Annotated in this window: 22 protein-coding genes, 1 tRNA gene and 1 pseudogene; 15 read left to right on the top strand and 9 right to left on the bottom strand. The window is 67.1% G+C overall.

The annotated features are described in order from the left end of the window. The first annotated feature begins 70 nt into the window (after window positions 1-70). The 3 genes from ACWDUD_RS26470 to ACWDUD_RS26460 are packed head-to-tail and all read left to right on the top strand — an operon-like array spanning window position 71 to window position 2517. Complete coding sequence (locus tag ACWDUD_RS26470; RefSeq protein ID WP_450111253.1) at window positions 71-1006, top strand: metal-dependent hydrolase; 936 nt, start codon at window positions 71-73, stop codon at window positions 1004-1006. Beyond that, a complete protein-coding gene (locus ACWDUD_RS26465; protein ID WP_450111252.1) occupies window positions 1006-2160 on the top strand; it encodes a hypothetical protein in 1155 nt (384 codons plus the stop codon). Before ACWDUD_RS26470 ends, ACWDUD_RS26465 begins: the two co-directional genes overlap by 1 nt. Before the next feature lie 54 nt (window positions 2161-2214). Then, entirely contained in the window at window positions 2215-2517 is a 303-nt protein-coding gene (locus ACWDUD_RS26460; protein ID WP_450111251.1) for a protease inhibitor I42 family protein, read from the top strand. A gap of 54 nt (window positions 2518-2571) precedes the next feature. On the opposite strand, the gene ACWDUD_RS26455 is transcribed toward ACWDUD_RS26460, so the two are convergent. Further along, complete coding sequence (locus ACWDUD_RS26455) at window positions 2572-3210, bottom strand: superoxide dismutase family protein (RefSeq protein WP_197253582.1); 639 nt, start codon at window positions 3208-3210, stop codon at window positions 2572-2574. Window positions 3211-3302: 92 nt separating this feature from the next. Between ACWDUD_RS26455 and ACWDUD_RS26450 the strand changes: the two genes are divergently transcribed. Beyond that, complete coding sequence (locus ACWDUD_RS26450) at window positions 3303-3566, top strand: hypothetical protein (protein ID WP_450111250.1); 264 nt, start codon at window positions 3303-3305, stop codon at window positions 3564-3566. Window positions 3567-3656: 90 nt separating this feature from the next. Here the strand turns inward: ACWDUD_RS26450 and polA are convergent, their stop codons facing one another. Then, on the bottom strand, window positions 3657-6383 hold the full coding sequence (gene polA / locus ACWDUD_RS26445) for a DNA polymerase I (RefSeq protein WP_450111249.1): 2727 nt from the start codon (window positions 6381-6383) through the stop codon (window positions 3657-3659). A 121-nt stretch (window positions 6384-6504) separates the two neighbouring features. Between polA and ACWDUD_RS26440 the strand changes: the two genes are divergently transcribed. The 5 genes from ACWDUD_RS26440 (at window position 6505) to ACWDUD_RS26420 (ending at window position 11208) form a co-directional block, all read left to right on the top strand. Continuing rightward, complete coding sequence (locus ACWDUD_RS26440; protein WP_450111248.1) at window positions 6505-6834, top strand: metal-sensitive transcriptional regulator; 330 nt, start codon at window positions 6505-6507, stop codon at window positions 6832-6834. A gap of 228 nt (window positions 6835-7062) precedes the next feature. Next, window positions 7063-8361: an ABC transporter permease subunit gene (locus ACWDUD_RS26435; RefSeq protein ID WP_450111247.1), complete on the top strand. Its 1299-nt coding sequence runs from the start codon at window positions 7063-7065 to the stop codon at window positions 8359-8361. Window positions 8362-8364: 3 nt separating this feature from the next. Further along, complete coding sequence (locus ACWDUD_RS26430) at window positions 8365-9354, top strand: branched-chain amino acid ABC transporter permease (RefSeq protein ID WP_450111246.1); 990 nt, start codon at window positions 8365-8367, stop codon at window positions 9352-9354. After that, complete coding sequence (locus tag ACWDUD_RS26425; RefSeq protein ID WP_197253572.1) at window positions 9347-10381, top strand: ABC transporter ATP-binding protein; 1035 nt, start codon at window positions 9347-9349, stop codon at window positions 10379-10381. The genes ACWDUD_RS26430 and ACWDUD_RS26425 overlap by 8 nt, the downstream gene beginning before the upstream one ends. Before the next feature lie 35 nt (window positions 10382-10416). Then, the gene (locus ACWDUD_RS26420; RefSeq protein WP_248676000.1) at window positions 10417-11208 is read left to right on the top strand and encodes an ABC transporter ATP-binding protein; all 792 of its coding nucleotides are present in this window, start codon (window positions 10417-10419) and stop codon (window positions 11206-11208) included. Window positions 11209-11277: 69 nt separating this feature from the next. Here the strand turns inward: ACWDUD_RS26420 and ACWDUD_RS26415 are convergent, their stop codons facing one another. Together ACWDUD_RS26415 and ACWDUD_RS26410 are read right to left on the bottom strand one after the other, a co-directional pair. After that, a complete protein-coding gene (locus ACWDUD_RS26415) occupies window positions 11278-12600 on the bottom strand; it encodes an ABC transporter substrate-binding protein (protein WP_450111245.1) in 1323 nt (440 codons plus the stop codon). A gap of 166 nt (window positions 12601-12766) precedes the next feature. Further along, window positions 12767-13381, bottom strand: coding sequence for an ANTAR domain-containing response regulator (locus ACWDUD_RS26410; RefSeq protein ID WP_197253568.1), 615 nt, complete (start codon window positions 13379-13381; stop codon window positions 12767-12769). Between the two features lie 120 nt (window positions 13382-13501). Between ACWDUD_RS26410 and ACWDUD_RS26405 the strand changes: the two genes are divergently transcribed. The 3 genes from ACWDUD_RS26405 to ACWDUD_RS26395 all read left to right on the top strand — a co-directional run bounded on the left by ACWDUD_RS26405 (window position 13502) and on the right by ACWDUD_RS26395 (window position 15374). Continuing rightward, window positions 13502-13578, top strand: a tRNA-Leu gene (locus ACWDUD_RS26405). 151 nt (window positions 13579-13729) lie between these two features. Continuing rightward, entirely contained in the window at window positions 13730-14260 is a 531-nt protein-coding gene (locus ACWDUD_RS26400; RefSeq protein WP_450111244.1) for a hypothetical protein, read from the top strand. Between the two features lie 112 nt (window positions 14261-14372). Further along, window positions 14373-15374 (top strand): ERCC4 domain-containing protein, encoded by a 1002-nt coding sequence (locus tag ACWDUD_RS26395; RefSeq protein ID WP_450111264.1) that lies wholly within the window; start codon window positions 14373-14375, stop codon window positions 15372-15374. 99 nt (window positions 15375-15473) lie between these two features. Here the strand turns inward: ACWDUD_RS26395 and ACWDUD_RS26390 are convergent, their stop codons facing one another. The 5 genes from ACWDUD_RS26390 to ACWDUD_RS26370 all read right to left on the bottom strand — a co-directional run bounded on the left by ACWDUD_RS26390 (window position 15474) and on the right by ACWDUD_RS26370 (window position 20007). Then, complete coding sequence (locus ACWDUD_RS26390) at window positions 15474-16337, bottom strand: RNA polymerase sigma-70 factor (RefSeq protein ID WP_450111243.1); 864 nt, start codon at window positions 16335-16337, stop codon at window positions 15474-15476. Then, complete coding sequence (locus tag ACWDUD_RS26385; protein ID WP_450111242.1) at window positions 16334-16927, bottom strand: carboxymuconolactone decarboxylase family protein; 594 nt, start codon at window positions 16925-16927, stop codon at window positions 16334-16336. Before ACWDUD_RS26385 ends, ACWDUD_RS26390 begins: the two co-directional genes overlap by 4 nt. Before the next feature lie 73 nt (window positions 16928-17000). Beyond that, window positions 17001-17135, bottom strand: a complete 135-nt coding sequence (locus ACWDUD_RS26380; protein ID WP_269437646.1) for a hypothetical protein — start codon at window positions 17133-17135, stop codon at window positions 17001-17003. A gap of 385 nt (window positions 17136-17520) precedes the next feature. Continuing rightward, the gene (locus tag ACWDUD_RS26375; RefSeq protein ID WP_450111263.1) at window positions 17521-19323 is read right to left on the bottom strand and encodes an ABC transporter ATP-binding protein/permease; all 1803 of its coding nucleotides are present in this window, start codon (window positions 19321-19323) and stop codon (window positions 17521-17523) included. 108 nt (window positions 19324-19431) lie between these two features. Then, window positions 19432-20007 carry a potassium channel family protein gene (locus tag ACWDUD_RS26370; protein ID WP_450111241.1) on the bottom strand — a complete coding sequence of 192 codons (576 nt, stop codon included), beginning with the start codon at window positions 20005-20007 and terminating at the stop codon, window positions 19432-19434. Between the two features lie 224 nt (window positions 20008-20231). On the opposite strand from ACWDUD_RS26370, the gene ACWDUD_RS26365 reads away from it, so the two are divergent. The 3 genes and pseudogenes from ACWDUD_RS26365 to ACWDUD_RS26355 all read left to right on the top strand — a co-directional run. After that, complete coding sequence (locus ACWDUD_RS26365) at window positions 20232-21785, top strand: sodium-dependent transporter (RefSeq protein ID WP_450111240.1); 1554 nt, start codon at window positions 20232-20234, stop codon at window positions 21783-21785. Continuing rightward, window positions 21782-21889: a methionine/alanine import family NSS transporter small subunit gene (locus tag ACWDUD_RS26360; RefSeq protein WP_450111239.1), complete on the top strand. Its 108-nt coding sequence runs from the start codon at window positions 21782-21784 to the stop codon at window positions 21887-21889. The genes ACWDUD_RS26365 and ACWDUD_RS26360 overlap by 4 nt, the downstream gene beginning before the upstream one ends. Before the next feature lie 13 nt (window positions 21890-21902). Beyond that, window positions 21903-21995: pseudogene (locus tag ACWDUD_RS26355) on the top strand (ATP-binding cassette domain-containing protein); the annotation flags it as partial.

Here is a 21995-nt window from a genome sequence, read left to right as displayed (position 1 = left end):
TGTCCGCACGAGCCCGCACCCCAGCACCACTTCCGAACGACTCCGCTTCTCGAAAGACGAGGTATCGCAAGTGACCGACCTTCAAGTCCGCAAGATGCGTTTCGGGTTCGAGGACCACGACGTGCCGTTCCTGTGGAACGCGGAGAACCCGGCGTTCTCGAGCATGGCCAACGCGGTCTCGTTCCTCGCGGTCGGCTTCGAGAAGATGATCGTGCAGATGATCACCGAGGCGAAACCGCTGATCACCGACCCCGAGGTCGCCTCCGAGGCGGACGCGTTCATGCGCCAGGAGGGCCAGCACTCGACCGCGCACCGCCAGCACGTCAAGGCCCTGATCGAGCGGTACCCGGGGCTGCAGGAGACCCTCGACGACGTCATCGGCGCGTTCGACAAGCTCACCGCCGAGACGTCGCTCAACTACCGACTGGCCTACACCGCCGACCTCGAGGCCACCTTCACCCCGGTGTTCAAGCTGATGCTCGACAACGACGCGACCCTGTTCGCCCCCGGTGACGACCGCGTCGCATCGCTGTTCATCTGGCACTTCGTCGAGGAGGTCGAACACCGCAGTTCCGCGCTGATCATCTTCGACGCGATCGTCGGCAGCGATCTGTACCGGATGCGCGTGGCGCCGTCGGTGTTCCGGCACGTGCTCGAGGTCATCGAGATCGCGAGCGAGGGGTTCAACAAGCACGTTCCACTCGAGGACCGGCAGATCGACGCGATGGCGATGTTCGCGCGGTACCGCCGCAAGCAGGCCTTGCGCAGGCTGATCCCGACCCTGACCGCCGAATACAACGGACCGATGACCCGCGCGTTCGATCACCTGCCGCTCGGTGAGCAGCTCACCGCGCTCGTGGGAGTGGTGCGCAGCCAGATGCCCAAACACAACCCCGCGCACGAGAAGCTGCCGGCGCTGGCCGGCGTGTGGTTCGACCGCTTCGACGCCGGCTACGACGTCACCCAGTGGTACACCGCAGACGCAAAGGCCCAGGGGGCCAACTGATGTCGGACCTCTGCTCCCCCACCTTCGAGGATCTCGCCGTCCGGCTCGGCTTCTCGTGCGAGGAGGCCGGCGGGCTCGTCGAGTTCCGCAGCCCCACCGCACTGGAGAACTGGACGCTGCCGGTCCTCGAGGTCACGATCGTCGTTGGTGCCGTCCTCGCGCTGGTGTTCGCCATCCTGCGGCTGCGGCGCCAGGGTGATCCGACGAATCTGGTGCTGTGGTTCGGCGCGACCGCCTACCTGTTCTTCATCGAACCGCCGCTGTACTTCCCGGCCGCGTTCGGCATCGAGGAACACGTCGACACGATGTTCGCGCACAACGTGTTCACGGTGGACTTCATGTGGGGCCGGTTGCCGCTGTACATCGTCGCGATCTATCCGCTGATGGCGACGCTCGCCTTCGAGATCGTCCGGATGCTCGGGGTGTTCACCCGCTACGGGGTGCTGGTCGGCGCCGCCTGCGTCGGCTTCGTGCACCATGCGTTCTACGAGATCTTCGATCATCTCGGCCCGCAGCTGCGGTGGTGGGAGTGGTCGCTCGAGAATCCGATCAACCAGCCGTTCCTCGACTCGGTGCCCATCCCGAGCGTCGTGGTGTTCGCGGCGCTGTGGCCGATGTCGCTGGCCCTGTGCGTGCAGTTCTTCGTCGGCCGCCACGTCGACGCGGGCCGGCACTTCACCGGGGTGGAACTGACGTGGCGCACAGTGGTGATCGGTCTGCTCGCATCGGTCGGCACGTTCGTGCTGCCGCTGCCGGCCACCGTGCTGGGCATCGGCAGCGATACCGTCCGCGGCGCGGTATATCTGGCGGAACTGGTGGTCGTGTCGGTGGTCGCGGTCATCGCACTCGGGCGGCGGTGGCGGGATCTGCGCGCCGCCGACGCCTCCGTGGAACGCCATACCAACCGGTTCGTGCAGGTCTACAGCCTCGTGTACCTCGGGGTGATGGCACTACTGTGGGTCACCGCCCTGCCCGCCTTCTTCGGGGCGGTCGACGGCGTCACCGAGAACGGTGATCCGGTCGGCAACCTCTGGTACACCATTGCGTGCTTCGTCGTCGCATTCGTGTGCGTGGCCGCCACGTTCACCGTGGGTCCGCGCAGCGGCAGCGCTCCGGCCGGAGCGGACCGTTCGTCGACGGCATCCACCGTGTGATGTGCCGATTCACAACACAGTGATGGCGGTCACGTTCGCAACTACAATGACTTCATGAAACATGTCGTCACCTCGGACGCTCGCGACGTGACCGTCGCCGCGGGCGACATCGTCGAATTGCACCTGATGGAACGGTCGTCGTCGGGGTCCACCTGGTTCACCGACCGCATCGGGGACGGTCTCGTGTGGACCAATCTGCGGTATCTGCCGTCGAACAACCCGCTGCCCGGCGCCGGCGCCGAGCGGATCATGACGCTCCGCGCCAAGAAGACCGGTACGTGGCCGGTCTCGATGCGGCTGCGGCCGAGCCGGCACGCAACCGCGAACGAGTACGAACTGCTCGTCAACGTCACATGAGGCACCGGATCCCCGGCTGATGACGAGGACTTGTGACGTCGGCTCGACCGAAGGTCAGAAGTCCTCGTCGATGCACGCCAGCCGATCACCGGCGTTACCGGCTTCGCCCGGCGCCGTCATGGTGTGCTGTGCGTGGATCACGACCGAGTTGGCTCCGTCGTCGCGGAACGTCCAGTCGACGGTGCTCGAGGCCTGCGCGTCGCCGTTGGCGTCGGTGGTGATGTCGAGCCACACCTCGTTCTGCGGGTTCGCGTAGGCGGGATCGGTCGACGGCGACTCGGGTGTCGCGGCCGGATCGGGGGTGTTCTGGTAGTGCGGGCCCGAATCCGAGGGCTGCGGTCCGCACGGCCGGGTGTGCACGTGGACACCGAAATCCCGGTTGGGTGCCAGACCGGTGGCGGACAGGGTGACGGTGGTGCGTCCGTCCTCCTCCTCGGTTTCGACGTCGACTCGCGAACCGACGGGCACCGCCGATTCGTCGTAGGTGAAGGCATCGGCCTCCGGATCGTCGGGCAGCCCGAAGGCGTCCCCACTCATACCCGGGGCCGGGTTCGGAAGGGTCGTGGTGTCCATGCGCTCGGTGGTCGCGGGGGCCGATTCGACCGTGGTTCCCTCGTCGTTGCCGCATCCGGCGGCGAACAACACTGCGAGGCACGCACCGGACACGAGAGCGGTGGTGGTTCGTGTGTTCATACCGGGCGCATACCCGCTCCCCGACCTTTCGGAACCCCGGCACTCGTCGCCGTACAGTGGACGGACCCGGTGGTTCGAACGGAGGGAGCGCGGTGCAGCACGCGACCTTCTACTCTCTCGCGGCCTTGTTCTTGCTCGTCGCTGCGTCCACGTGGTGCCTGGCGCGTCCACACCTCCAGTCGATCCTGTCCGCGGCGGTGACATCGGTGCTGTGGATTCTGCTCAACGGCCCCCTCGAAGGACGGGTGCTCTACTCGGTGACGGCGCATCACGGACTCACCGAAGCCGACCTGCTGGCGGCCGCCGGAATGGGCATCGCGGTGTGGGGCTACCGAGTCGGCGTTCGCGATCGATGAGCCGACGCCGCAGACCCGTACAGGTATCCATCCAGCAAGAACGCCGCCGACCGTGACGGCGGGTCGGCGGCGTTCGGTACATGATCCGCGCTAGTGCGCGGCGGCGTCCCAGCTGCGTCCGTAGCCGACGGACACCTCGAGCGGAACCGACAGCGTGATAGCCGAGTCCATCTTCTCGCGCACCAGCGCCTCGACCTGCTCGCGCTCGTCCGCGGTCACCTCGAGCACGAGTTCGTCGTGGACCTGCAGCAGCATCCGCGAGCGCAACCCCGCCTCGTGCAGCGCCTTGTGCACGTCGATCATCGCCACCTTGATGATGTCGGCGGCCGTGCCCTGGATCGGGGCGTTGAGCGCGGCGCGTTCGGCGACCTCGCGGCGCTGACGGTTGTCGCTGGTCAGATCGGGCAGGTAGCGGCGGCGGCCGTACAGCGTCGAGGTGTACCCGACCTTCCGGGCGTCCTCGACGACGTTGTGCAGGTAGTCGCGCACCCCGCCGAAGCGGGTGAAGTACGCCTCCATCTGCTCCTTCGCCTCGTCGGTCGAAATCTTGAGCTGCTGCGCGAGGCCGTACGCGCTGAGCCCGTAGGCCAGGCCGTACGACATCGCCTTGACGCGGCGGCGCAGTTCGGGCGTGACCTCCTCGATCGGCACACCGAACGCGCGGGAGCCGACGAAGCTGTGCAGGTCCTCGCCGGTGTTGAACGCCTCGATCAGCCCCTCGTCGCCGGACAGGTGCGCCATGATCCGCATCTCGATCTGGCTGTAGTCCGCGGTCAGCAGCAGGTCGTAGCCGGAACCGACGACGAAGCCGTCGCGGATCTGCCGTCCGGCGTCCGTGCGGACCGGGATGTTCTGCAGGTTCGGATCGGTCGACGACAGCCGGCCGGTCGCCGCGACGGTCTGATTGAACGTCGTGTGGATGCGGCCGTCGTCGGCGATCGACTTGATGAGCCCGTCGACGGTGGTCTTCATCCTGGTGGCCTCGCGGTGCGCCAGCAGGTGCTCGAGGAACGGATGCCCGGTCTTGTCGAACAGGTTCTGCAGAGCGTCGGCGTCGGTGGTGTAGCCGGTCTTCGTCTTCTTCGTCTTCGGCATGTCGAGCTCGTCGAACAACACCACCTGCAGCTGCTTCGGCGAGCCGAGGTTGATCTGCTTGCCGATCACCTCGTACGCGGCGTTCGCGGCGGCAGCGACGTCGGCGGCGAACCCGGACTGCAGATCGTGCAGGTGCTCGGCGTTCACGGCGATGCCCGCGGCCTCGAGGTCGGCAAGCACCGCGAGCAGGGGCAGCTCCATGTCGGCGAGCAGCGCGGTCGACTCGATGTCCTGCAGTTCGCTGTCCAGTGCTTCGGCGAGGTCGACCACGGCCCGGGCCCGCAGGATCGCGTTCTCGGCGGCCTTGGCCTCCACGGCATCCCCGTCGTCGAGCAGCGACAGCTGCTGCTCGCCGCTCTCCTCGACGCGCAGTTCACGCTTGAGGTAGCGCAGCGACAGGTCGTCGAGGTTGAAACTGCGCTGGCCGGGGCGCACGAGGTAGGCAGCGAGCGCCGTGTCGCTGGTGACGCCCGCAAGGGTCCAGCCGCGTCCGCGCAGCGCGTGCATCGCCGACTTGGCCTCGTGCAGCGCCTTCGGGGTGTCGGGGTCGGCGAGCCAGGCGGCGAGCGCGGCGTCGTCCTCGGGGGTGAGGGTCGCGGTGGATACGTAGGCGCCCTCGCCGTCGGCCGCGGCGATCGCGAGGGCCGTCGCATCACCGCCGTAGGGGGTCCCGAGACCGACGACGGACAGCCCGTGCCGCACCCCGGCGACCGCGTGCTCGGCGAGCCAGCCGGCGAGGGCGCCCGGCTCGAGCGCGCCGCCGCGCACCTCGAAGCCCTCCTCGGCTTCGGGTTCGGCGGAGGCGAGGGTCGCGAACAACCGGTCGCGCAGCACCTTGAATTCGAGATCGTCGAACAGGCGGTGGATGCGGTCGCGGTCCCACGGCGACAGCGCGAGCTGCTCCGGCGTGTACGGCAGCGGCACGTCGCGCACCATTTCGGTCAGGCGCCGGTTCATGAGCACGTTGTTGAGGTTGGTGCGCAGGGCGTCGCCGGTCTTGCCGCGCACCTCGTCGACGCGATCCACCAGGTTCGTCAGGCCGCCGAACTCGCGGATCCACTTGGCGGCCGTCTTCTCGCCCACGCCGGGGATGCCGGGCAGGTTGTCGCTCGGGTCGCCGCGCAGCGCCGCGAAGTCGGGGTACTGCTGCGGGGTCAGTCCGTACTTCTCCTCGACGGCCTCGGGCGTGAACCGGGTCAGGTCCGACACTCCCCGCTTCGGGTAGAGCACGGTGACGTCGTCGTTGACGAGCTGCAGCGAATCCCGGTCGCCGGTGACCACGAGCACGCGGTAGCCGAGGGCGGTGGCCTGGGTGGCCAGGGTCGCGATGATGTCGTCGGCCTCGAAGCCCCCCTCGGCCATCACACAGATCCCGAGCGCGTCGAGCACGTCCTTCGTGATCTCGATCTGGCCCTTGAACTCGTCCGGGGCGGAACTGCGCTGCGCCTTGTACTCGGGGTACATCTCGGCGCGGAAGGTCTGCCGGTTGACGTCGAACGCGGCCGCCACGTGGGTGGGCTGTTCGTCGCGCAGCAGGTTGATGAGCATGGACGTGAAGCCGTACACCGCGTTCGTGGTCAGGCCGCTCTGCGTCTTGAAGTTCTCCGCCGGCAGCGCGTAGAAGGCGCGGAAGGCCAGGGAGTGGCCGTCCAGCAGGAGCAGGGTGGGACGGTCGTCGCCCTTCGTGGCGGCGGGAGCAGGCGAGGTGGATGCACGAGTCACAGGAGCCAGTCTAGGGACCCGGCCCGACAGCCTGTGCGGCGATCGCGTCGCGCGCCCGGATCACCGTCGAAAACTCCCCACCACCTGCCGAAATACCCCCTAGGGGTATAGAATGACGGACATGAGCGACGCACACGATCCGGCCACGCAGACCGAGACCTGCCACACCGGCCACGGGTACATGGGAGACAAGAGTCGGTACCTCGCCCGACTCAAGCGGATCGAGGGCCAGGTCCGTGGCATCCACAGGATGGTCGACGAGGAGCAGTACTGCATCGACATCCTCACTCAGATCTCCGCGCTGACCAAGGCACTCGAGGGCGTGGCACTGGGCCTGCTCGACGACCACCTCAAGCACTGCGTCCTCGACGCGGCCCGCCAGGGCGGCGACGAAGGCGAAATCAAGATCAAGGAGGCCTCCGACGCGATCGCCCGCCTCGTTCGCTCCTGACACACGCAACCGCGTCCCGTATTCGATTGGCACACGACGAAACCCAACCGAAACGACGCGGAAATCCCAGAGCCCCGTGCGAGGCGATCACAGCCGCTAGAGTCCGGTTCCACGGCGCCGGTACCCCGGCGCCGTGCTCGACCACCACCCACGCGCGGGAGGACCCGAGTGGCCCGATTCGTCAGACCCGGACGAGGATCGCCGCCGTCACCACGACGGCTCGCCCGGATGCTGTTGTTGCTCCTGCTCACCCTGGCCGCGGTCCTCCCGGGCATCGGCAGCGCGGTCGCGCAGGAACCGACAGCACCGCCCGAACCCACCCCGACGACACCGGCCGACGAACCGGCCTCCGGCGTGCCCGTCGGGGGCAGCCTCAACAACGCGGGCGAACGACTCCCCGGGGTCACGGTGCGGGCACTGGACGCCTCCGGAAACCCGGTCGCGGAGACCACTTCCGGGGAGGGCGGCCGCTGGGAGCTGACCCTGCCGCCGGGCACCTACACCTTCGAGGTGGACACCGAGACCCTGCCGGAGGGGGTCAGCGTGCAGTCCACGGTGGAACGCGCTGTGGTCGCCGGGCGGTCCAATGTGGTGATCTTCTCCTTCGGCGAGGCCCGGTCGGGCACCGGCGTCGACAGCGGAGAGAAGCTGCTGCGCACCGTCGTCGACGGTCTGCGTTTCGGCCTGATCATCGCGATCGCCGGCGTCGGCCTGAGCCTGATCTTCGGGACCACCGGCCTGACGAACTTCGCCCACGGCGAGTTGGTGACGCTCGGCGCCGTCGCCGCGTGGGTGTTCAACGTCAGCTTCGGCATCCAGCTCATCCCGGCGACGATCCTGGCGGTGCTCGTCGGTATCGTCATCGGCCTACTCAACAACGGACTGATCTGGGCGCCGCTGCGCCGACGGCACACCGGCCTGATCGCCCAGCTCGTCGTGTCGATCGGTCTCGCGATCGCGCTGCGCTACCTCATCCTGATCTTCTTCTCCGATCGCACCCAGGCGTTCGCCGACTACCAGGGGCAACGGGAGCTCGAATGGGGTCCCCTGGCGATCACCCCGGTCAACCTCGCGTGCATCGTCATCAGCCTCGTGGTCCTCGTCGGGGTGGCGCTGCTGTTGCAGCGAACCCGGATCGGCAAGGCGATGCGCGCGGTCGCGGACAACCGGGATCTGGCCGCCTCGTCGGGCATCGACGTCGAACGGGTCGTGCGATTCGTTTGGGGACTCGGCGGCGCCCTCGCCGCGCTCGGCGGTGTGCTCTACGGGCTCTCCGAACTCGGCGGCCGCGTGCAGTGGGAGATGGGCTTCAAGCTGCTGTTGCTGATGTTCGCCGGCATCACCCTCGGCGGACTCGGCACGGCCTACGGCGCGCTGGTCGGGTGCGTGATCGTCGGTCTCGTCGTCCAGCTGTCGACCCTGGTGATCAGCCCGGACCTGAAATACATCGGTGGCCTGCTGATCCTCATCGTGATCCTGGTGATCCGACCGCAGGGCATTCTCGGCAGCAGAGCAAGGATCGGGTGAGCCATGGACATCCTCGCCGCACTCCAGATTTCGTTTGCCCAGCTCATCGGGCCGTCCGCGATCTTCTACGCCTTGCTCGCGATCGGACTCAACCTGCACTTCGGCTACGCCGGCCTGCTGAACTTCGGCCAGATCGGGTTCGCCCTGCTCGGCGGCTACGGCGTCGGCATCATGACGGTCACCTACGACCAGCCGCTGTGGCTCGGCATCCTCGTCGGTCTCGGTGCCGCCGCGCTGCTCGCCCTGATCCTCGGTATCCCGACACTGCGACTGCGCGCCGACTACCTCGCGATCGTCACGATCGCGGCCTCCGAGATCCTGCGCCTGGTGTTCCGTTCCACCGCATCCGATTCGGTCACCGGCTCCACCAACGGCCTCTACGGATTCGCGGGGCCGTTCACCGAGTCGAGCCCGTTCGATTCCGGCCGCCAGTACTCGATACTCGGGATGCGCTTCTACGGCGACGACCTGTGGGCGATGGTCATCGGCTGGACCCTCGTCCTGGTGCTGTGCGGATTCGTGTACCTCCTCACGCACAGCCCGTGGGGCCGCGTGCTCAAGGCGGTCCGGGAAGACGAGGACGCGGCCCGGTCGCTCGGCAAGAACGTGTTCGTCTACAAGATGCAGGCCCTCGTGCTCGGCGGTGTCATCGGCGGTCTGGGCGGCATCTTCAACGCCCTGCAGACCAAGTCGATCAATCCGGACTTCTATTCGACGGCGCAGACGTTCTTCGCGTTCGGCGCGCTGATCCTCGGTGGTGCCGCCACGGTGTTCGGTCCGGTCCTGGGCGCCATGCTGTTCTGGTTCCTGCTCGCCATCCCCGACGCACTGCTGCGGCAGGCCATCTCCGGACCGGATCCGCTGCTGCCGCTCACCGAGCAGCAGGTCGGCGCGATGCGATTCGTCCTGCTCGGCGTGCTCATCGCGGTGATGATGGTGTTCAGGCCGCAGGGCATCCTGGGAAACAAGAGGGAGGTGCAACTCGATGCGTGACGTCACCGATCGATCGCCACTCGACGCCGCCACCCGAGCCGCGCTGTTCGCCGCGGTCCCGCAGGAACCCGGGGTGGCCAAACCCGATCCGGTGCTGGTCGTGGACGGCGTCTCCCGCGCCTACGGAGGCCTCAAAGCCGTCGACGTCGCGCACCTCGAGATCCAGCGCGGGTGCATCACCGGCCTGATCGGACCCAACGGCGCCGGCAAGACCACCCTGTTCAACCTGCTCACCGGCTTCGACCGCCCGGATACCGGCACGTGGAGCATGAACGGTGTCGACCTCGGCCGGATGCATCCGCATCGCGTCGCCCGGCGCGGCATGGTGCGTACCTTCCAGCTCACCAAGGCGCTGTCGAAGATGACCGTCCTCGACAACGTGCGTCTCGGTGCAACCGGGCAACGCGGCGAACGGATCGCCGGGGCGCTGCTGCCGTGGACGTGGAAGGCGCAGGAACGCGAGATCACCGAACGCGCACACGAACTGCTGGCCCGCTTCTCGCTGGACGCCAAGGCCGACGACCTGGCCGGGTCGCTGTCCGGTGGTCAGCGCAAACTGCTCGAGATGGCGCGGGCGCTGATGACCGACCCGGAAGTGGTCATGCTCGACGAGCCGATGGCCGGCGTGAATCCGGCGCTCACCCAGAGCCTGCTCGGCCACATCAAGTCCCTCCGCGACGACGGGATGACGGTGGTGTTCGTCGAACACGACATGGACGTCATCCGGGAGGTCTCCGACTGGGTCGTGGTGATGGCGCAGGGCGCGGTGATCGCCGAAGCGCCCCCGGAAGCATTGTCGGGCAACAGCGTCGTGGTCGACGCCTACCTGGGCAGCCACCACGACCAGGCACTCGAATTCGACGCCGAGGGCAACCCGGTCGGCGCGACCGCGGTGCTCGCCGAGGCACTCGAGGAAGCCGTCGTCGCGACTCTCGAGACGGGCGGCGACCTGTCCGAACCGGACGCGGCGGTTCTCGCCGACATGCCAGACGCCCCCGAACCCGGCACCGAGGAGAAGCGGCCGTGACCGAGAACCCTTCCCCCACAACACCCGAGGCCGGGATGACCGCAGCCGAACTGGCCGCGACACCCCAGGAACACGCCCGGCTCGCCGAAGGCGCGCTGTTGCGGGCCGACGACCTCGTCGCCGGATACTTCCCGGGCGTGGACATCCTGCGGGGCTGCAATTTCTTCCTGCGCGAGGGCGAGATCGTCGGCATCATCGGCCCCAACGGAGCCGGCAAATCGACACTGCTCAAGGCGCTGTTCGGCCTGATCCCGGTCCGGCAGGGCGACGTCGTGCTACGCGGCGAGTCGATCGCCTCCGCGCCCGCGCACGTGCTCGTCCGCAAAGGACTGGGGTACGTGCCGCAGACCCGCAACGTCTTCCCGTCGCTCACCATCGAGGAGAACCTCGAGATGGGAATCTACTTGCGGCCCAAGCAGTTCGCGGAACGATTCGCGTTCGTCGCCGAGCTGTTCCCGCTGCTCGCCGAGCGCCGGAAGATCAAGGCCGGCGCGTTGTCCGGCGGTGAACGGCAGATGGTCGCGATGGGACGGGCACTGATGATGGATCCGTCGGTGCTGTTGCTCGACGAGCCGTCGGCGGGCCTGTCCCCCATGTTCCAGGACGAGGTGTTCATCCGCTGCAAGAAGATCAACGCGGCCGGCGTCTCGATCATCATGGTCGAGCAGAACGCGCGGCGGTGCCTGCAGATCTGCGATCGCGGCTACGTCCTCGACCAGGGACGCAACGCCTACACCGACACCGGCACCAATCTCATGCACGATCCCAAGGTCATCGAACTCTACTTGGGCACGCTCGCGGGCAGCCAGGAGAAGAAGCGGCCCTGAGCCGCGCGGTGTCGGCAACGACTCGGGGCCGGGAATCGTTCGATTCCCGGCCCCGGTCGTGTGCGGTCGCTATTCGCCGACCACGATGAACCCTTCGGTGGTGAGCCTGTTGTCCGGACCGAACAGCAGACTGCCGTAGGACCCGATGCCCGGCTCGCCGGCGTCGACGAAGCTCAGTTCACCGGTGATGCCGTCGTAGTCGATGTTCTCTCCGTTCCGCAGGAGGTCCAGGCACTGCTGGTAGCTCGTGCACTTGGTGCCGTCCTTGGTGACGTCGTTGATGTTCGCGGCGATGTCGACACCGGCCGTCGACTTGGCCTGTTCGGCGGCGAGCGCCGAGATCACCACGGCGTCATAGGATTCGCCCGCGTAGTTGTAATCGATCAGACCGGGATCGACCACCTTCAGCCGGGCCTGGAACTCCGGGCCGACGTCGGTGAGCGGGGTGGTGCCGCGCATGCCGGCCAGCAGGCCGGGGGCGATGTTCTCGCCGAGCGCGTTACCCATGTTGCCGTCCACGCCGTACACGTGCATGCCGTCGGACGGGCCGATCCCCACCTCGTGCATGCGGGTAATGATCTTCGCGGACTCCTCGAAACCGATGAGCGCCACCGCATCCGGCGCGAAATCGCGGATCTGGTCGACCTCGGCGTTGAACGACTGCGCGTTCGGGTCGTAGATGATCTTCTGGATCTGATCCTCGGGAATACCGGCCTCGACGAGGTTGTCGACCGTGTTCGCGGCCAGACCCGTCCCGTACGGATCGTTGAGGGCGATCACCGACACCCGCTGCGCGCCGTCCTCGGCGATGAGCTGGGAAAGCGCCTGGGCCTGCAGCACGTCGGTGGGCGCGGTCCGGAAGTACATGCCCTTGTCCGGATAGCAGACGAACTGGTCGGAGGTGTTCGCCGGTGAGAACATCACGACGCCCGCACTGACGATCTTGTCGAGCACCTTCAGGGACACCGAGGACGAGGCCGCGCCCACGATCACCTGGGTGCCGGCGGCCAGTTCGCGGTCGACGGTGGCGTTCGCGGTGTCCGTGGTGGTGTCGCCCGAGTCGCCGGTGACCAGTTCGACCGGCTGGCCGAGCACTCCGCCGGCGGCGTTGACGTCGTCGACCCCGAGCCGGGTACCCGCGACCATCGGCGGTCCGAGGAACGACAGGCTGCCCGTTTCCGGCAGCAGGGTGCCGATCCGCAGCGGCGTGGTCACGGGTGTCGCGCCGGCGGTCGCCTGGTCGGGCTCGCAGTCGGTGGTAACCGTGGTCGTGCCGTTCGACGTGCCCTCGGCACTGTCCGAGGAGGAATCGCTGTCCGAACTGCAACCGGCGAGCGCCAGAGACGCCGCCCCCAAGAGCGCAGCGGCACGGACGATGGTCCGTTTTGCCATCCAACTCTCCTTCTGTCGACCTCAACGCATCCCGGTGGATTCACCGGATGGTGGGTCGAAACATAACCGTCGGACGCGCGCGGCGAACCACGCCGAAATCGTTGTGATCCGACCGTTATACAGAGGGAGGAAGAATTGACGCAGCCGTAACGACCGGGGCGAGGGCTCAGCCCCCGTTCTCGGCCCCGAGCGTGTCGATGACGACCTGAGCGACCTGCTTCATCGTGGTCCGGCGGTCCATCGCCGCGCGCTGGATCCACCGGAACGCCTCAGGCTCGGTCATCGCATGCTTCTCCATCAGCATGCCCTTGGCACGGTCGACAAGCTTGCGGACCTCGAATCGTTCGCTCAGTCCGGCGATCTCCTTCTCGAGCTCGCGGATCTCGGCGAAGCGGCTGGCGGCCACCTCGATCGCGGGAACCAGATCCGACTTCGAGAACGGCTTGACCAGATATGCCATCGCGCCGGCGTCGCGGGCACGCTCGACGAGCTCGCGCTGACTGAACGCTGTGAGAATCACCACGGGCGCGATCCGACGCTCGGCGATCTCGGATGCGGCGTCGATTCCGTCGCGGCGCGGCATCTTCACGTCCATGATGACCAGATCCGGCTTCAGCTCGGCCGCAAGCTCGACGGCGCGCTGCCCGTCACCGGCTTCCCCGACGACGTCGTAACCCTCTTCGCGCAGCATCTCGACAAGATCGAGCCTGATCAGCGCCTCGTCCTCGGCGACCACGACCCGGCGGGGCGTGGTGGAGTTCTCGTGCGGGGCGGCTGTCATCGTCGGCCTTCTCCTCATCGCTCGCGTCGTTCGGGCCACCTCCGGGATCGAAGGCGATCGATAGAAGGGTACCGGTGTTTGACCGTTCCGCCCGATCCCTTACAGTGGTCTCCGCACGACGCCCCCGTATCCCAATTGGCAGAGGAAACGGATTCAAAACCCGTCCAGTGTGAGTTCGAGTCTCACCGGGGGCACCACCACTGATTGCGCCTTCTGCGCTCGTGCGCCTTTCTGGCCCCTCCGGCCGCCACTCCGACACACCGCGCCCGAAATCGGGACGAATCGACCCATACCCGCTAGGAAGGGAAGGTTGGTATTCGGAGTTCGACGATGCGGAAGGAAGTTTCAATGGGGAGACGAACGATCCAACGCACGGGTGCGTCGATCCTGGCCGCCGCCGGCGTGGCGGCTGCACTGGCGATCGGAGGGGGCGGTGTCGCCAATGCGGCGACGTCGACGACGATGACGTGCGGAAGCGCGAACCCGCTGCCGTGGGCTCCGCCGTTCACCTGGACGATCACCGCCGGTTCCGGGGAATCGCTGCCGCCGAACGGGAATGCGCTCGTTCCGTCACTGCTGCTCAGCGGCGGCAACGAACTGCCGGCGCCGCCTCCGGGTCTCTTCCCGAGCATCGGGCCCAACTGGTACGGCACGCAGGTCATCGTCGATTGGCACAACAACACCACCGGGGAATCCGGGCGCTCGGTCAGCGAGCAGGCTGCCTGGCAGCAGAAGCCCGGCATCCCGATCAACCGGACGTTCACGGGGGTCGGGAACGTGGACTTCACGGTCACCACGCAGACCGGCGGGGGTTGGTGGTTCCTCAACACACAGAACGCGGTGTGCAGGGGCAACATCGACATCGTGCCCGGTCGCTGACCCGGACGATTCTCGCGGGCGGAACCACATCGCGTGGTCTCGCCCGCGAGCCGTCTCCGCTCGCCCTAGGGTGGGTCGTACATGATGACCGACCTATCGGGAGGTGACGACGATCGTGGACCTGGTGATCGCGCGCAATCCCGATCCGGGTTCGAGCCTGAAGTTCCTGATGCGCCTGCCGCTCGAGGGCGGACTCGTGTTCCGCACATCCGACACGTGGCCGCGCACCAAAGCGCTGTTCTGCTATCCGGTTCCGGCCGACGAATGGCCCGAGGAGCCCGATGTGGTCGAGCGCGTGGGTGTGCGGTCGTGTGTACGACGGGGTGCCGCAATCGATCTCGTCGTCGACCGGAGCCGGGAGAACCGCTCCCAGGTCGTGTTCACCAAGGCCCGTGGCCGCGACATGGTGTTCTGGCAGTCGCCGCGCACCCGCAAGCAGGCCCGTCCCCAGGTCCGTACCCCCACCGCCCGCGCGGCGGGGCTCGCCGATCTGACCATCGTCGTCGACTCCCACGAGCGCTACGCCTACAAGTTCTCGGGCCAGCAGGTCACCACGCTCATCCGTCCGTTGACGTGTGGCGACTACGGTCTCTTCTCCGACGAGGGCCTGGTCGCCTCGGTGGAGCGCAAGTCGCTGTCCGATCTGGTGTCGAGCCTGACCAACGGCAAACTGCGGTTCGCGATGGCCGAACTTGCTGCTCTGCCCCGCGCCGCGGTGGTCGTCGAGGACCGCTATTCGGCGGTGTTCAAGGTGAGCTGGGTTCGTCCCGCCCTGGTCGCCGACGGTCTCGCCGAGCTGCAGGTCCGCTATCCGAATGTGCCGATCGTGTTCTGTGAAACCCGCGCGCTCGCCGAGGAATGGACGTACCGCTTTCTCGCGGCCGCACACCAGTGGGCCGAGGACGACGTCGTCGCGCGCGAACGCATCGTCCCGGATGCCCACAAGTCCGTCGGGACCGCACCCGATCCCGCTTCGACCTCGGCAGATCCCAGCACCGCGCAGGTACGCGCGTGGGCGCGCGCCGCCGGCCTGGTGGTGCCGGACCGAGGAAAGCTGCGTCCCGAGGTGTGGGCGGCGTGGCGCGACGCGCACCCCGCGCCGGACGACGCCTGAACGGCACTTGCTGGGGTTGATGCGGGCGGAAATGGCGGTTGACGTACCGATATGTCGGTACGTCAACCGTCACTCGGGGCATCTCCGGCAGTCCGCCGATCAGCGGCGCAGTTCCACCACCGAGCCCATCCGGCCCAGCTTGTGCGGATTGCTGATGCCGTAGATGCGGGTGATCCGTCCGTACTCGACCGCGACAGCACCGACGACGGTCGCCCCGGCGGCCTCGATGCGCAAGCCGGGCATCGCGTTGACGTCCACGCGGGTCACGGTGAATCCGGGGATGTTCGCGAAACGCACCAGCAGCGACGCCAGGACCTCGGCCCCCACGATCGGTTTCCGCGCCGCCCGGACGATCCCGCCGCCGTCGGCGATCGCGACGACATCGGGAGCGAGGACCTCGAGCAGGCCCTGCAGATCGCCGGTGGACACCGCGGTCAGGAACTTCTCGACGACCACGGCCTGCTCATCCGGGTCCACCTGCATACGGGGCCGCCGCGCGGTCACGTATTCCCGGGCCCGGTGCGCGATCTGACGAACCGCCGCCGGACTCTTGTCGACCGCCCGGGCGATCTCGTCGTACGGGGTGTCGAAGACCTCGCGCAGCACGAACACGGCGCGTTCGACGGGGGCGAGCGTCTCGAGCACGGTGAGCATCGCGATCGAGACGCTCTCGGCAAGCTCGACGTCCGCCCCGGCGTCGGGCCCGGTGAGCAGCGGTTCGGGGAGCCATTCCCCGATGTAGTCTTCGCGGCGACGCGTCGCCGCCCGCAAATGGTTGAGCGAGAGTCGGGTGACGATCCGGACCAGGTAGGCCCGGGCGTCCACCACGTCGGATCTTTCGACGCCGGCCCACTTCATCCAGGTCTCCTGGACGACGTCCTCGGCGTCGGCGGCGGAGCCGAGCATCTCGTAGGCGACTGTGAACAGCAGGCTGCGGTGGGTGACGAACGGATCGTCGGTCATGCGTTGCCCGATGGGGTGGCGGACGGAGTGGCGAGAGGTTCGAGACCGCAGATCGACGCGTACTCCTGCGATTCGATACCGAATGCGACGTTGGATCGGGTCGCGGTATTCGCCAGCGCGATGTACATGGTCAGTTCGACGAGCGCCTCGGCCCCGAGGGCGTCGAGCAACCGTGCCGACAGTTCGTCGCTCACGGTCGGTGGCGTCCGGGTCATCGCCTCGGCGTAGTCCATGACATCGCGCTCGAGCGGTGAGAACACGTCGGATTCGCGCCACCGGGGCACCTCGCGCACCTTCGCCACGTCGAGTCCCCTATTGCGGGATTCGAAGTAGCCGTAGTCGAGGCAGAAGCCGCATCCGACGAGGCTCGCCACTGCCATGTGCGCGAACGACTTGAGATTCGCGTCGCAGCGATCCCATTTCTGCGCCTTGCGGCCCATGCCGACGCTGAAGTTCATCACTTTCCGGTTGTGCCACAGGACGCCGATGCCGTCGGGCACGTCACCGAGCATTCTGCGCGCCATTCGTGTGACGAGTGCGCCGTAGATTCCGGTCAGCTCTGCCTTGGGGATTCTGGGTTCGCCGGTCATGGTGGGCTCCTCGGGTGCCGGTACAGGGACACCATGTAGACACCGGCCGCGCCCCGCCTGTGACAGGCCGGGATCAGATCATGAATTCAGCGAGGAGCACGCACGTGAGGGTGACGATCGCGACGACGAGGCCGACGAGCAGCGATTCGGTGAGGACGCCCGCGGGCACACCGGCGACGAGCGCCGCGCTTCCGACGGTTCCGGCCACGTGACGGACGCGAGAAACGGGCCGCTCGAGCGGCTGAACATGATCTGGAGCAGTGGTCATCTGAGCCTGCTTTCGACGCTGAACATTCATCGGCGGCCGCCCACCCGGCCCTCCGCGGCACCCCCGGCGCGCCGCACTGCACTCGGACTGCGGACATCGAGAATGCCGAATTCTCTGTGCTGCTTACAGAGTCGGCGTCCACACCGAAATGCTCCCCACTCGCGAACCGGTGACCTGAGGGCCAAAGGCTGCGCGAACGTGTCAATCTTATCCGCTGTGACATACATCTCGCAACGGAACTGTGATCTGCGACATTCCATGGAGGGCTTTGGTCCCCAATCGGAGACCCATTCGCAACACGAAATCCGTTACGTTGCCTAAGTTGTCACCGCACGCGATCGGTGACGGCCCACTGTCCACCGCCGCGGAGTTCGAGGATCCGGTCGTGGAATCCGTCGAGCGTGCTCCGATGACCGACACTCACGATCACCGACTCGGGCAGCGCCTCCCGCAACGTGCGATACAGCGAGTTCTCGAGTCCTTCGTCCACGGCGGCGGTCGCTTCGTCGAGGAACACGATCGCCGGTTCCGCGAGCAGGATCCGCGCGAAGCCGAGGCGCTGCTGCTCCCCGGGCGACAGGATGCGGGTCCAGTCCGCCGCCTCGTCCAGCCGGCCCACCAGGTGCCCGAGTTGGACTCGTTCCAGAACCCGGCGCAGCGCGGCGTCGTCCCTGCCGACCTCGGCGGTGTCGGCGGGGTCCGGATAGGTGAGTGCGTCGCGCAGCGTCCCGAGCGGCATGTACGGCTGCTGCGACAGGAACAGCGCGTCACCGGCGGGGCGCCCGACCGCGCCGTGCGCATGCGGCCACAGTCCCGCGACCGTGCGCAGCAGGGTGGTCTTCCCGCTGCCCGACGCCCCGCGCACCAGCAGTGCCTCGCCCGGCTCGACGTTCAGCGACAGGTCGGTGACCAGCGGGTCCCCGGCGGGAGTGGTGACGGACAGGCCGCTCAGGTCCAGACGCTCCCCCTGCTCGGTCGCGGCGAGGGTGGGCAGCTTCCCCGCCCGGTCGGTCGTGTCGAGCAAGCCCGTGAGACGAATCGTGGTGGCCCGGAACGCGGCGAAGTCGTCGTAGGACTCACGGAAGAACGACAGCGAATCGTGCACCTGACCGAACGCGTTGGACGTCTGCATCACGTCGCCGAGGGTCACCTGACCGGCGAACAGCCGCGGCCCCTGAACGAGGAACGGGAAGATCACCGAGAGCTGATTGACGGCGAGGTTGAAACCGTTGAACTTCAGAGTCCGGAACACCAGTCGCCACCAGTTCCGGATGACCGCGGCGAATTTCGCGAGCAGGCCACCGCGTTCGACGGGTTCCCCGCGGTAGAACGCGATGGACTCGCCGTACTCGCGCACCCGGACCAGCGCGTAGCGGTAGGTCGCGCCGAGTTTCTCGTTGAGGAAGTTCAGCCTGATCAGGGGCCGGCCGATCCAGAACGCGACCGCGGTGGTGACCAGGACGTAGATGAACACGAGAAAGACCATCAGGCGCGGAATCTCGACGCCGAAGAGTGTCATCGGACCGGACAGGTCCCAGAGGATGCCGGTGAAGCTCACGATCGACAGCACCGCGTTGACCGCCCCCATCGACAGGACCCGGGTCGTGGTGACGAAGTCCGTGATGTCGACCTGGATCCGCTGGTCTGGGTTGTCGACCGGGTCGTCGACGAAACGCTCCCGGTAGTAGGCCCCGGAATCGAGCCAGCGATCCACGAGCCGTTCGTTCAGGTGGGTACGCCAGTTGATGTCGAGGGTCTGGCCGACGAGATAGACGACGAGGGCGCGCAGCACGTGCACCGCGGCGAGGAGCGCGAAGATCCGCATGAATCGCCAGAACGCCGGCTCGTCGAGATTCTGGATCGCGGTGTAGAAGTCGTTGTACCAGTAGGAGAACAGCACGTTCATCCGCACCGCGAACACCGTCAGGAACAGCACCAGCGCAGCCAGTCCGAGACCGGCGGTTCCGGCGCGGGGATCGAAATACGACGCTGCGATGCGCCACCATTGCCGTCCCCAGCGGGTGAAGCGCACCAACGCTGCGATCACGGCGACGGACACGACGAGTGTGATGACGAAGGCCTTCACCGTCCACAGGGCGCTGTCGACGACGACCGTTGACCACTCCACCATTTCCGGACCCCCGTTTCATCGACAATCGCCGGGTTCCGGACAAGGATCACCCGCGTCGGCGGGCGGACATGCGGAAATGGGGAATTCTTCGGCAAGGACTCCGGATCAGCCGATGCCGCGCTGCCGCCGCCGCCATTGCACGGCCGCGGACAACACGCGGATGCCGACGGCGATGAGGACCAGGTTGGCGATCATCTGCACCGAGACCACGACCCGTGCCGGTTGGGTGACGGCGGCGATGTCACCGAAGCCGACGGTCGCGAACACGGTCAGGCAGAAGTAGAGGGCGTCGATCCGGGTCAGTGGCTCGTCGAAGCTGCCGGCGCTCACCACCGACATCCGGAAGTACACCGTCGCGAACAGCATGAGGTAGAACGCGACCACGGTGGTGAGCGCCTCGACCGCCTGCGCCCCGGGATATTCGGAGGCCATGATCCGGCGGAGCTGCCACCAGCCCAGGGCGACGACCACGAGAAGCCCTGCGGCAAGCGCCACTGCAGCGGACAGGTCGCCGACGTGGTCGAGGGGCACGAGGAAGTAGACGAGCAGCAACCCCACCGTGGTCAGGGACGGACGAGCCAGGGCGTAGAAGACGATCCGCCACCGGTCCCGTCGCGACAGCGGTTCGGGTCGACCGGAAGCGTCGTCCGGCGGGCTCGGCGACCCTGCGGCTTCGACCATGGCGCCACCTGATTTCCGCGACCGTGGGTGACCAGCAACGCAACGGATCCAGGGTAGGTGACTCCCCGGCACCGGGCAGCGATGTCGGCGAAACCCTGCGAAGGCGTTCGTCGTCGATGCTCAACCCGATCGGACGCCGCGCCAGCCCCCGGAAATCGACCTGTTCCTCCATCGCGGGCGATAGCGTCGACACACGTGAACCGAGTAAAGGAGCGGAACCCGTGGTGACGCAGAAGCGTGAGGTGTGGTCGGGGCGGTCGGTGTTCATCATGGCGGCGATCGGCTCGGCCGTCGGCCTGGGAAACATCTGGCGGTTCCCCTACGTCGCCTACGAGAACGGTGGCGGCGCATTCCTGATCCCGTATCTGGTGGCGCTGCTCACCGCCGGTATACCCCTGCTGTTCGTCGACTACGCGATGGGCCACAAGTTCCGGGGGTCCCCGCCGCTGGCGTTCCGTCGCCTGGCCCGCGGCAGCGAGTTCCTCGGCTGGTGGCAGGTATTCGTGTGTTTCGTCATCGGCGTCTACTACGCGGTGATCGTGGCCTGGGCGGCCTGCTACACCTACTTTTCGATCTCCGAGGCATGGGGTGACGATCCCGAGCGCTTCTTCCTGAACGACTTCCTGCACACGAACCCCGACGCCTCGTTCGGCCTCGAATTCGTGCCGGGTGTCTCGTGGCCTCTGCTGCTGGTGTGGGTGGCCGTGCTCGGCGTGCTCGCCCTCGGAGTCCAGCGCGGCATCGGAAACGCCAACCGGATCTTCGTGCCGCTGCTGGTCGTCCTGTTCGGCACCCTCGTGATCCGGGCCCTGTTCCTCGACGGTGCGGTCGAGGGCCTGAACGCCTTCTTCACCCCGAACTGGGACGCACTGACCGACACGGGCGTCTGGATCGCGGCCTACGCGCAGATCTTCTTCTCCCTGTCGGTGGCGTTCGGCATCATGCTCACCTACTCGTCGTACCTGAAGAAGCACACCAATCTGACCGGCTCGGGTCTGGTCGTGGGCTTCTCCAATTCGAGCTTCGAGGTGCTCGCCGGTATCGGCGTGTTCTCGGCCCTCGGCTTCATGGCGCAGGCACAGGGCGTGCAGGTGAGCGAGGTCGTGTCGGGAGGTATCGGACTCGCGTTCATCGCGTTCCCGACAATCGTGTCGCAGATGCCGGGCGGACCGCTGTTCGGCGTGCTGTTCTTCGCGTCCCTCGTGTTCGCCGGGTTCACCTCGATGATCAGCATCATCCAGGTAACGCTGTCGGCATTCGAGGACAAGACCGGTCTCGGGAAGGTACCGGCGGTCCTGATCATCGGCGGTTTCTCGGCGATCGTGTCGCTGCTGCTGTTCCCGACGACCACCGGATTGAACACCCTCGACGTCGTCGACAGGTTCGCGAACCAGTTCGGCATCGTCGGGGTGGCGTTCGTGGCGGTCGTCGTCATCGCGTGGGTTCTGCGTCGCCTGCCCGAGCTGCGCGATCACCTGAACTCGGTGTCGTCGTTCCACGTCGGGACGATCTGGCAGGTCTTCGTCGGGGTGATCACCCCGATCGTGCTCGGCTACATGCTCTTCAGCGAGATTCGCGACCGTATCCGGGAGGGATACGGCGGGTTGCCGGGCAATCTCGTGACGACGTTCGGCTGGGGGGTGCAGGCCGCGGTCCTCGTGCTGGCGATCGTGATGTCGTTCGTTCCCTGGCGTCGTGACGTCGACCTCGGTTACGAGGAGGACGAGAATCGGCCCGACGCCGTGGCCGCGGGAACCGAACCGGGAGGAAACCTGTGAACACCTCGGCGATCGTGATGATGATCCTGGCCCTGGCCACATTGTGGGGCGGGTTGATCTCGAGCGTGATCCATCTGCGGAATCACCCCGACGAACCGAAGTGACCACCCCCTGCTCGTGCCGGCCGGTGAGGTGTCTGCGCTGCTCGGTCCGTCGGGTACCGGTAAGTCGGTGTTCCTCAAGTCGCTGATCGGTCTGCTGCGCCCCGAG

This window comes from Rhodococcus sp. NPDC003382 (assembly GCF_053589135.1).
The sequence above is the reverse complement of the archived record's forward strand: the minus strand, read 5'-3'. Positions and strand labels throughout refer to the sequence as shown.

Bases quoted from the DNA above. Each gene is read 5' to 3' on its own strand.
- ACWDUD_RS26465 (WP_450111252.1), top strand. From the start codon at position 1,006: ATGTCGGACCTCTGCTCCCCCACCTTCGAGGATCTCGCCGTCCGGCTC.
- ACWDUD_RS26460 (WP_450111251.1), top strand. From the start codon at position 2,215: ATGAAACATGTCGTCACCTCGGACGCTCGCGACGTGACCGTCGCCGCG.
- ACWDUD_RS26455 (WP_197253582.1), bottom strand. From the start codon at position 3,210: ATGAACACACGAACCACCACCGCTCTCGTGTCCGGTGCGTGCCTCGCA.
- ACWDUD_RS26440 (WP_450111248.1), top strand. From the start codon at position 6,505: ATGAGCGACGCACACGATCCGGCCACGCAGACCGAGACCTGCCACACC.
- ACWDUD_RS26435 (WP_450111247.1), top strand. From the start codon at position 7,063: ATGCTGTTGTTGCTCCTGCTCACCCTGGCCGCGGTCCTCCCGGGCATC.
- ACWDUD_RS26430 (WP_450111246.1), top strand. From the start codon at position 8,365: ATGGACATCCTCGCCGCACTCCAGATTTCGTTTGCCCAGCTCATCGGG.
- ACWDUD_RS26425 (WP_197253572.1), top strand. From the start codon at position 9,347: ATGCGTGACGTCACCGATCGATCGCCACTCGACGCCGCCACCCGAGCC.
- ACWDUD_RS26420 (WP_248676000.1), top strand. From the start codon at position 10,417: ATGACCGCAGCCGAACTGGCCGCGACACCCCAGGAACACGCCCGGCTC.
- ACWDUD_RS26415 (WP_450111245.1), bottom strand. From the start codon at position 12,600: ATGGCAAAACGGACCATCGTCCGTGCCGCTGCGCTCTTGGGGGCGGCG.
- ACWDUD_RS26410 (WP_197253568.1), bottom strand. From the start codon at position 13,381: ATGACAGCCGCCCCGCACGAGAACTCCACCACGCCCCGCCGGGTCGTG.
- ACWDUD_RS26400 (WP_450111244.1), top strand. From the start codon at position 13,730: ATGGGGAGACGAACGATCCAACGCACGGGTGCGTCGATCCTGGCCGCC.
- ACWDUD_RS26390 (WP_450111243.1), bottom strand. From the start codon at position 16,337: ATGACCGACGATCCGTTCGTCACCCACCGCAGCCTGCTGTTCACAGTC.
- ACWDUD_RS26385 (WP_450111242.1), bottom strand. From the start codon at position 16,927: ATGACCGGCGAACCCAGAATCCCCAAGGCAGAGCTGACCGGAATCTAC.
- ACWDUD_RS26370 (WP_450111241.1), bottom strand. From the start codon at position 20,007: ATGGTCGAAGCCGCAGGGTCGCCGAGCCCGCCGGACGACGCTTCCGGT.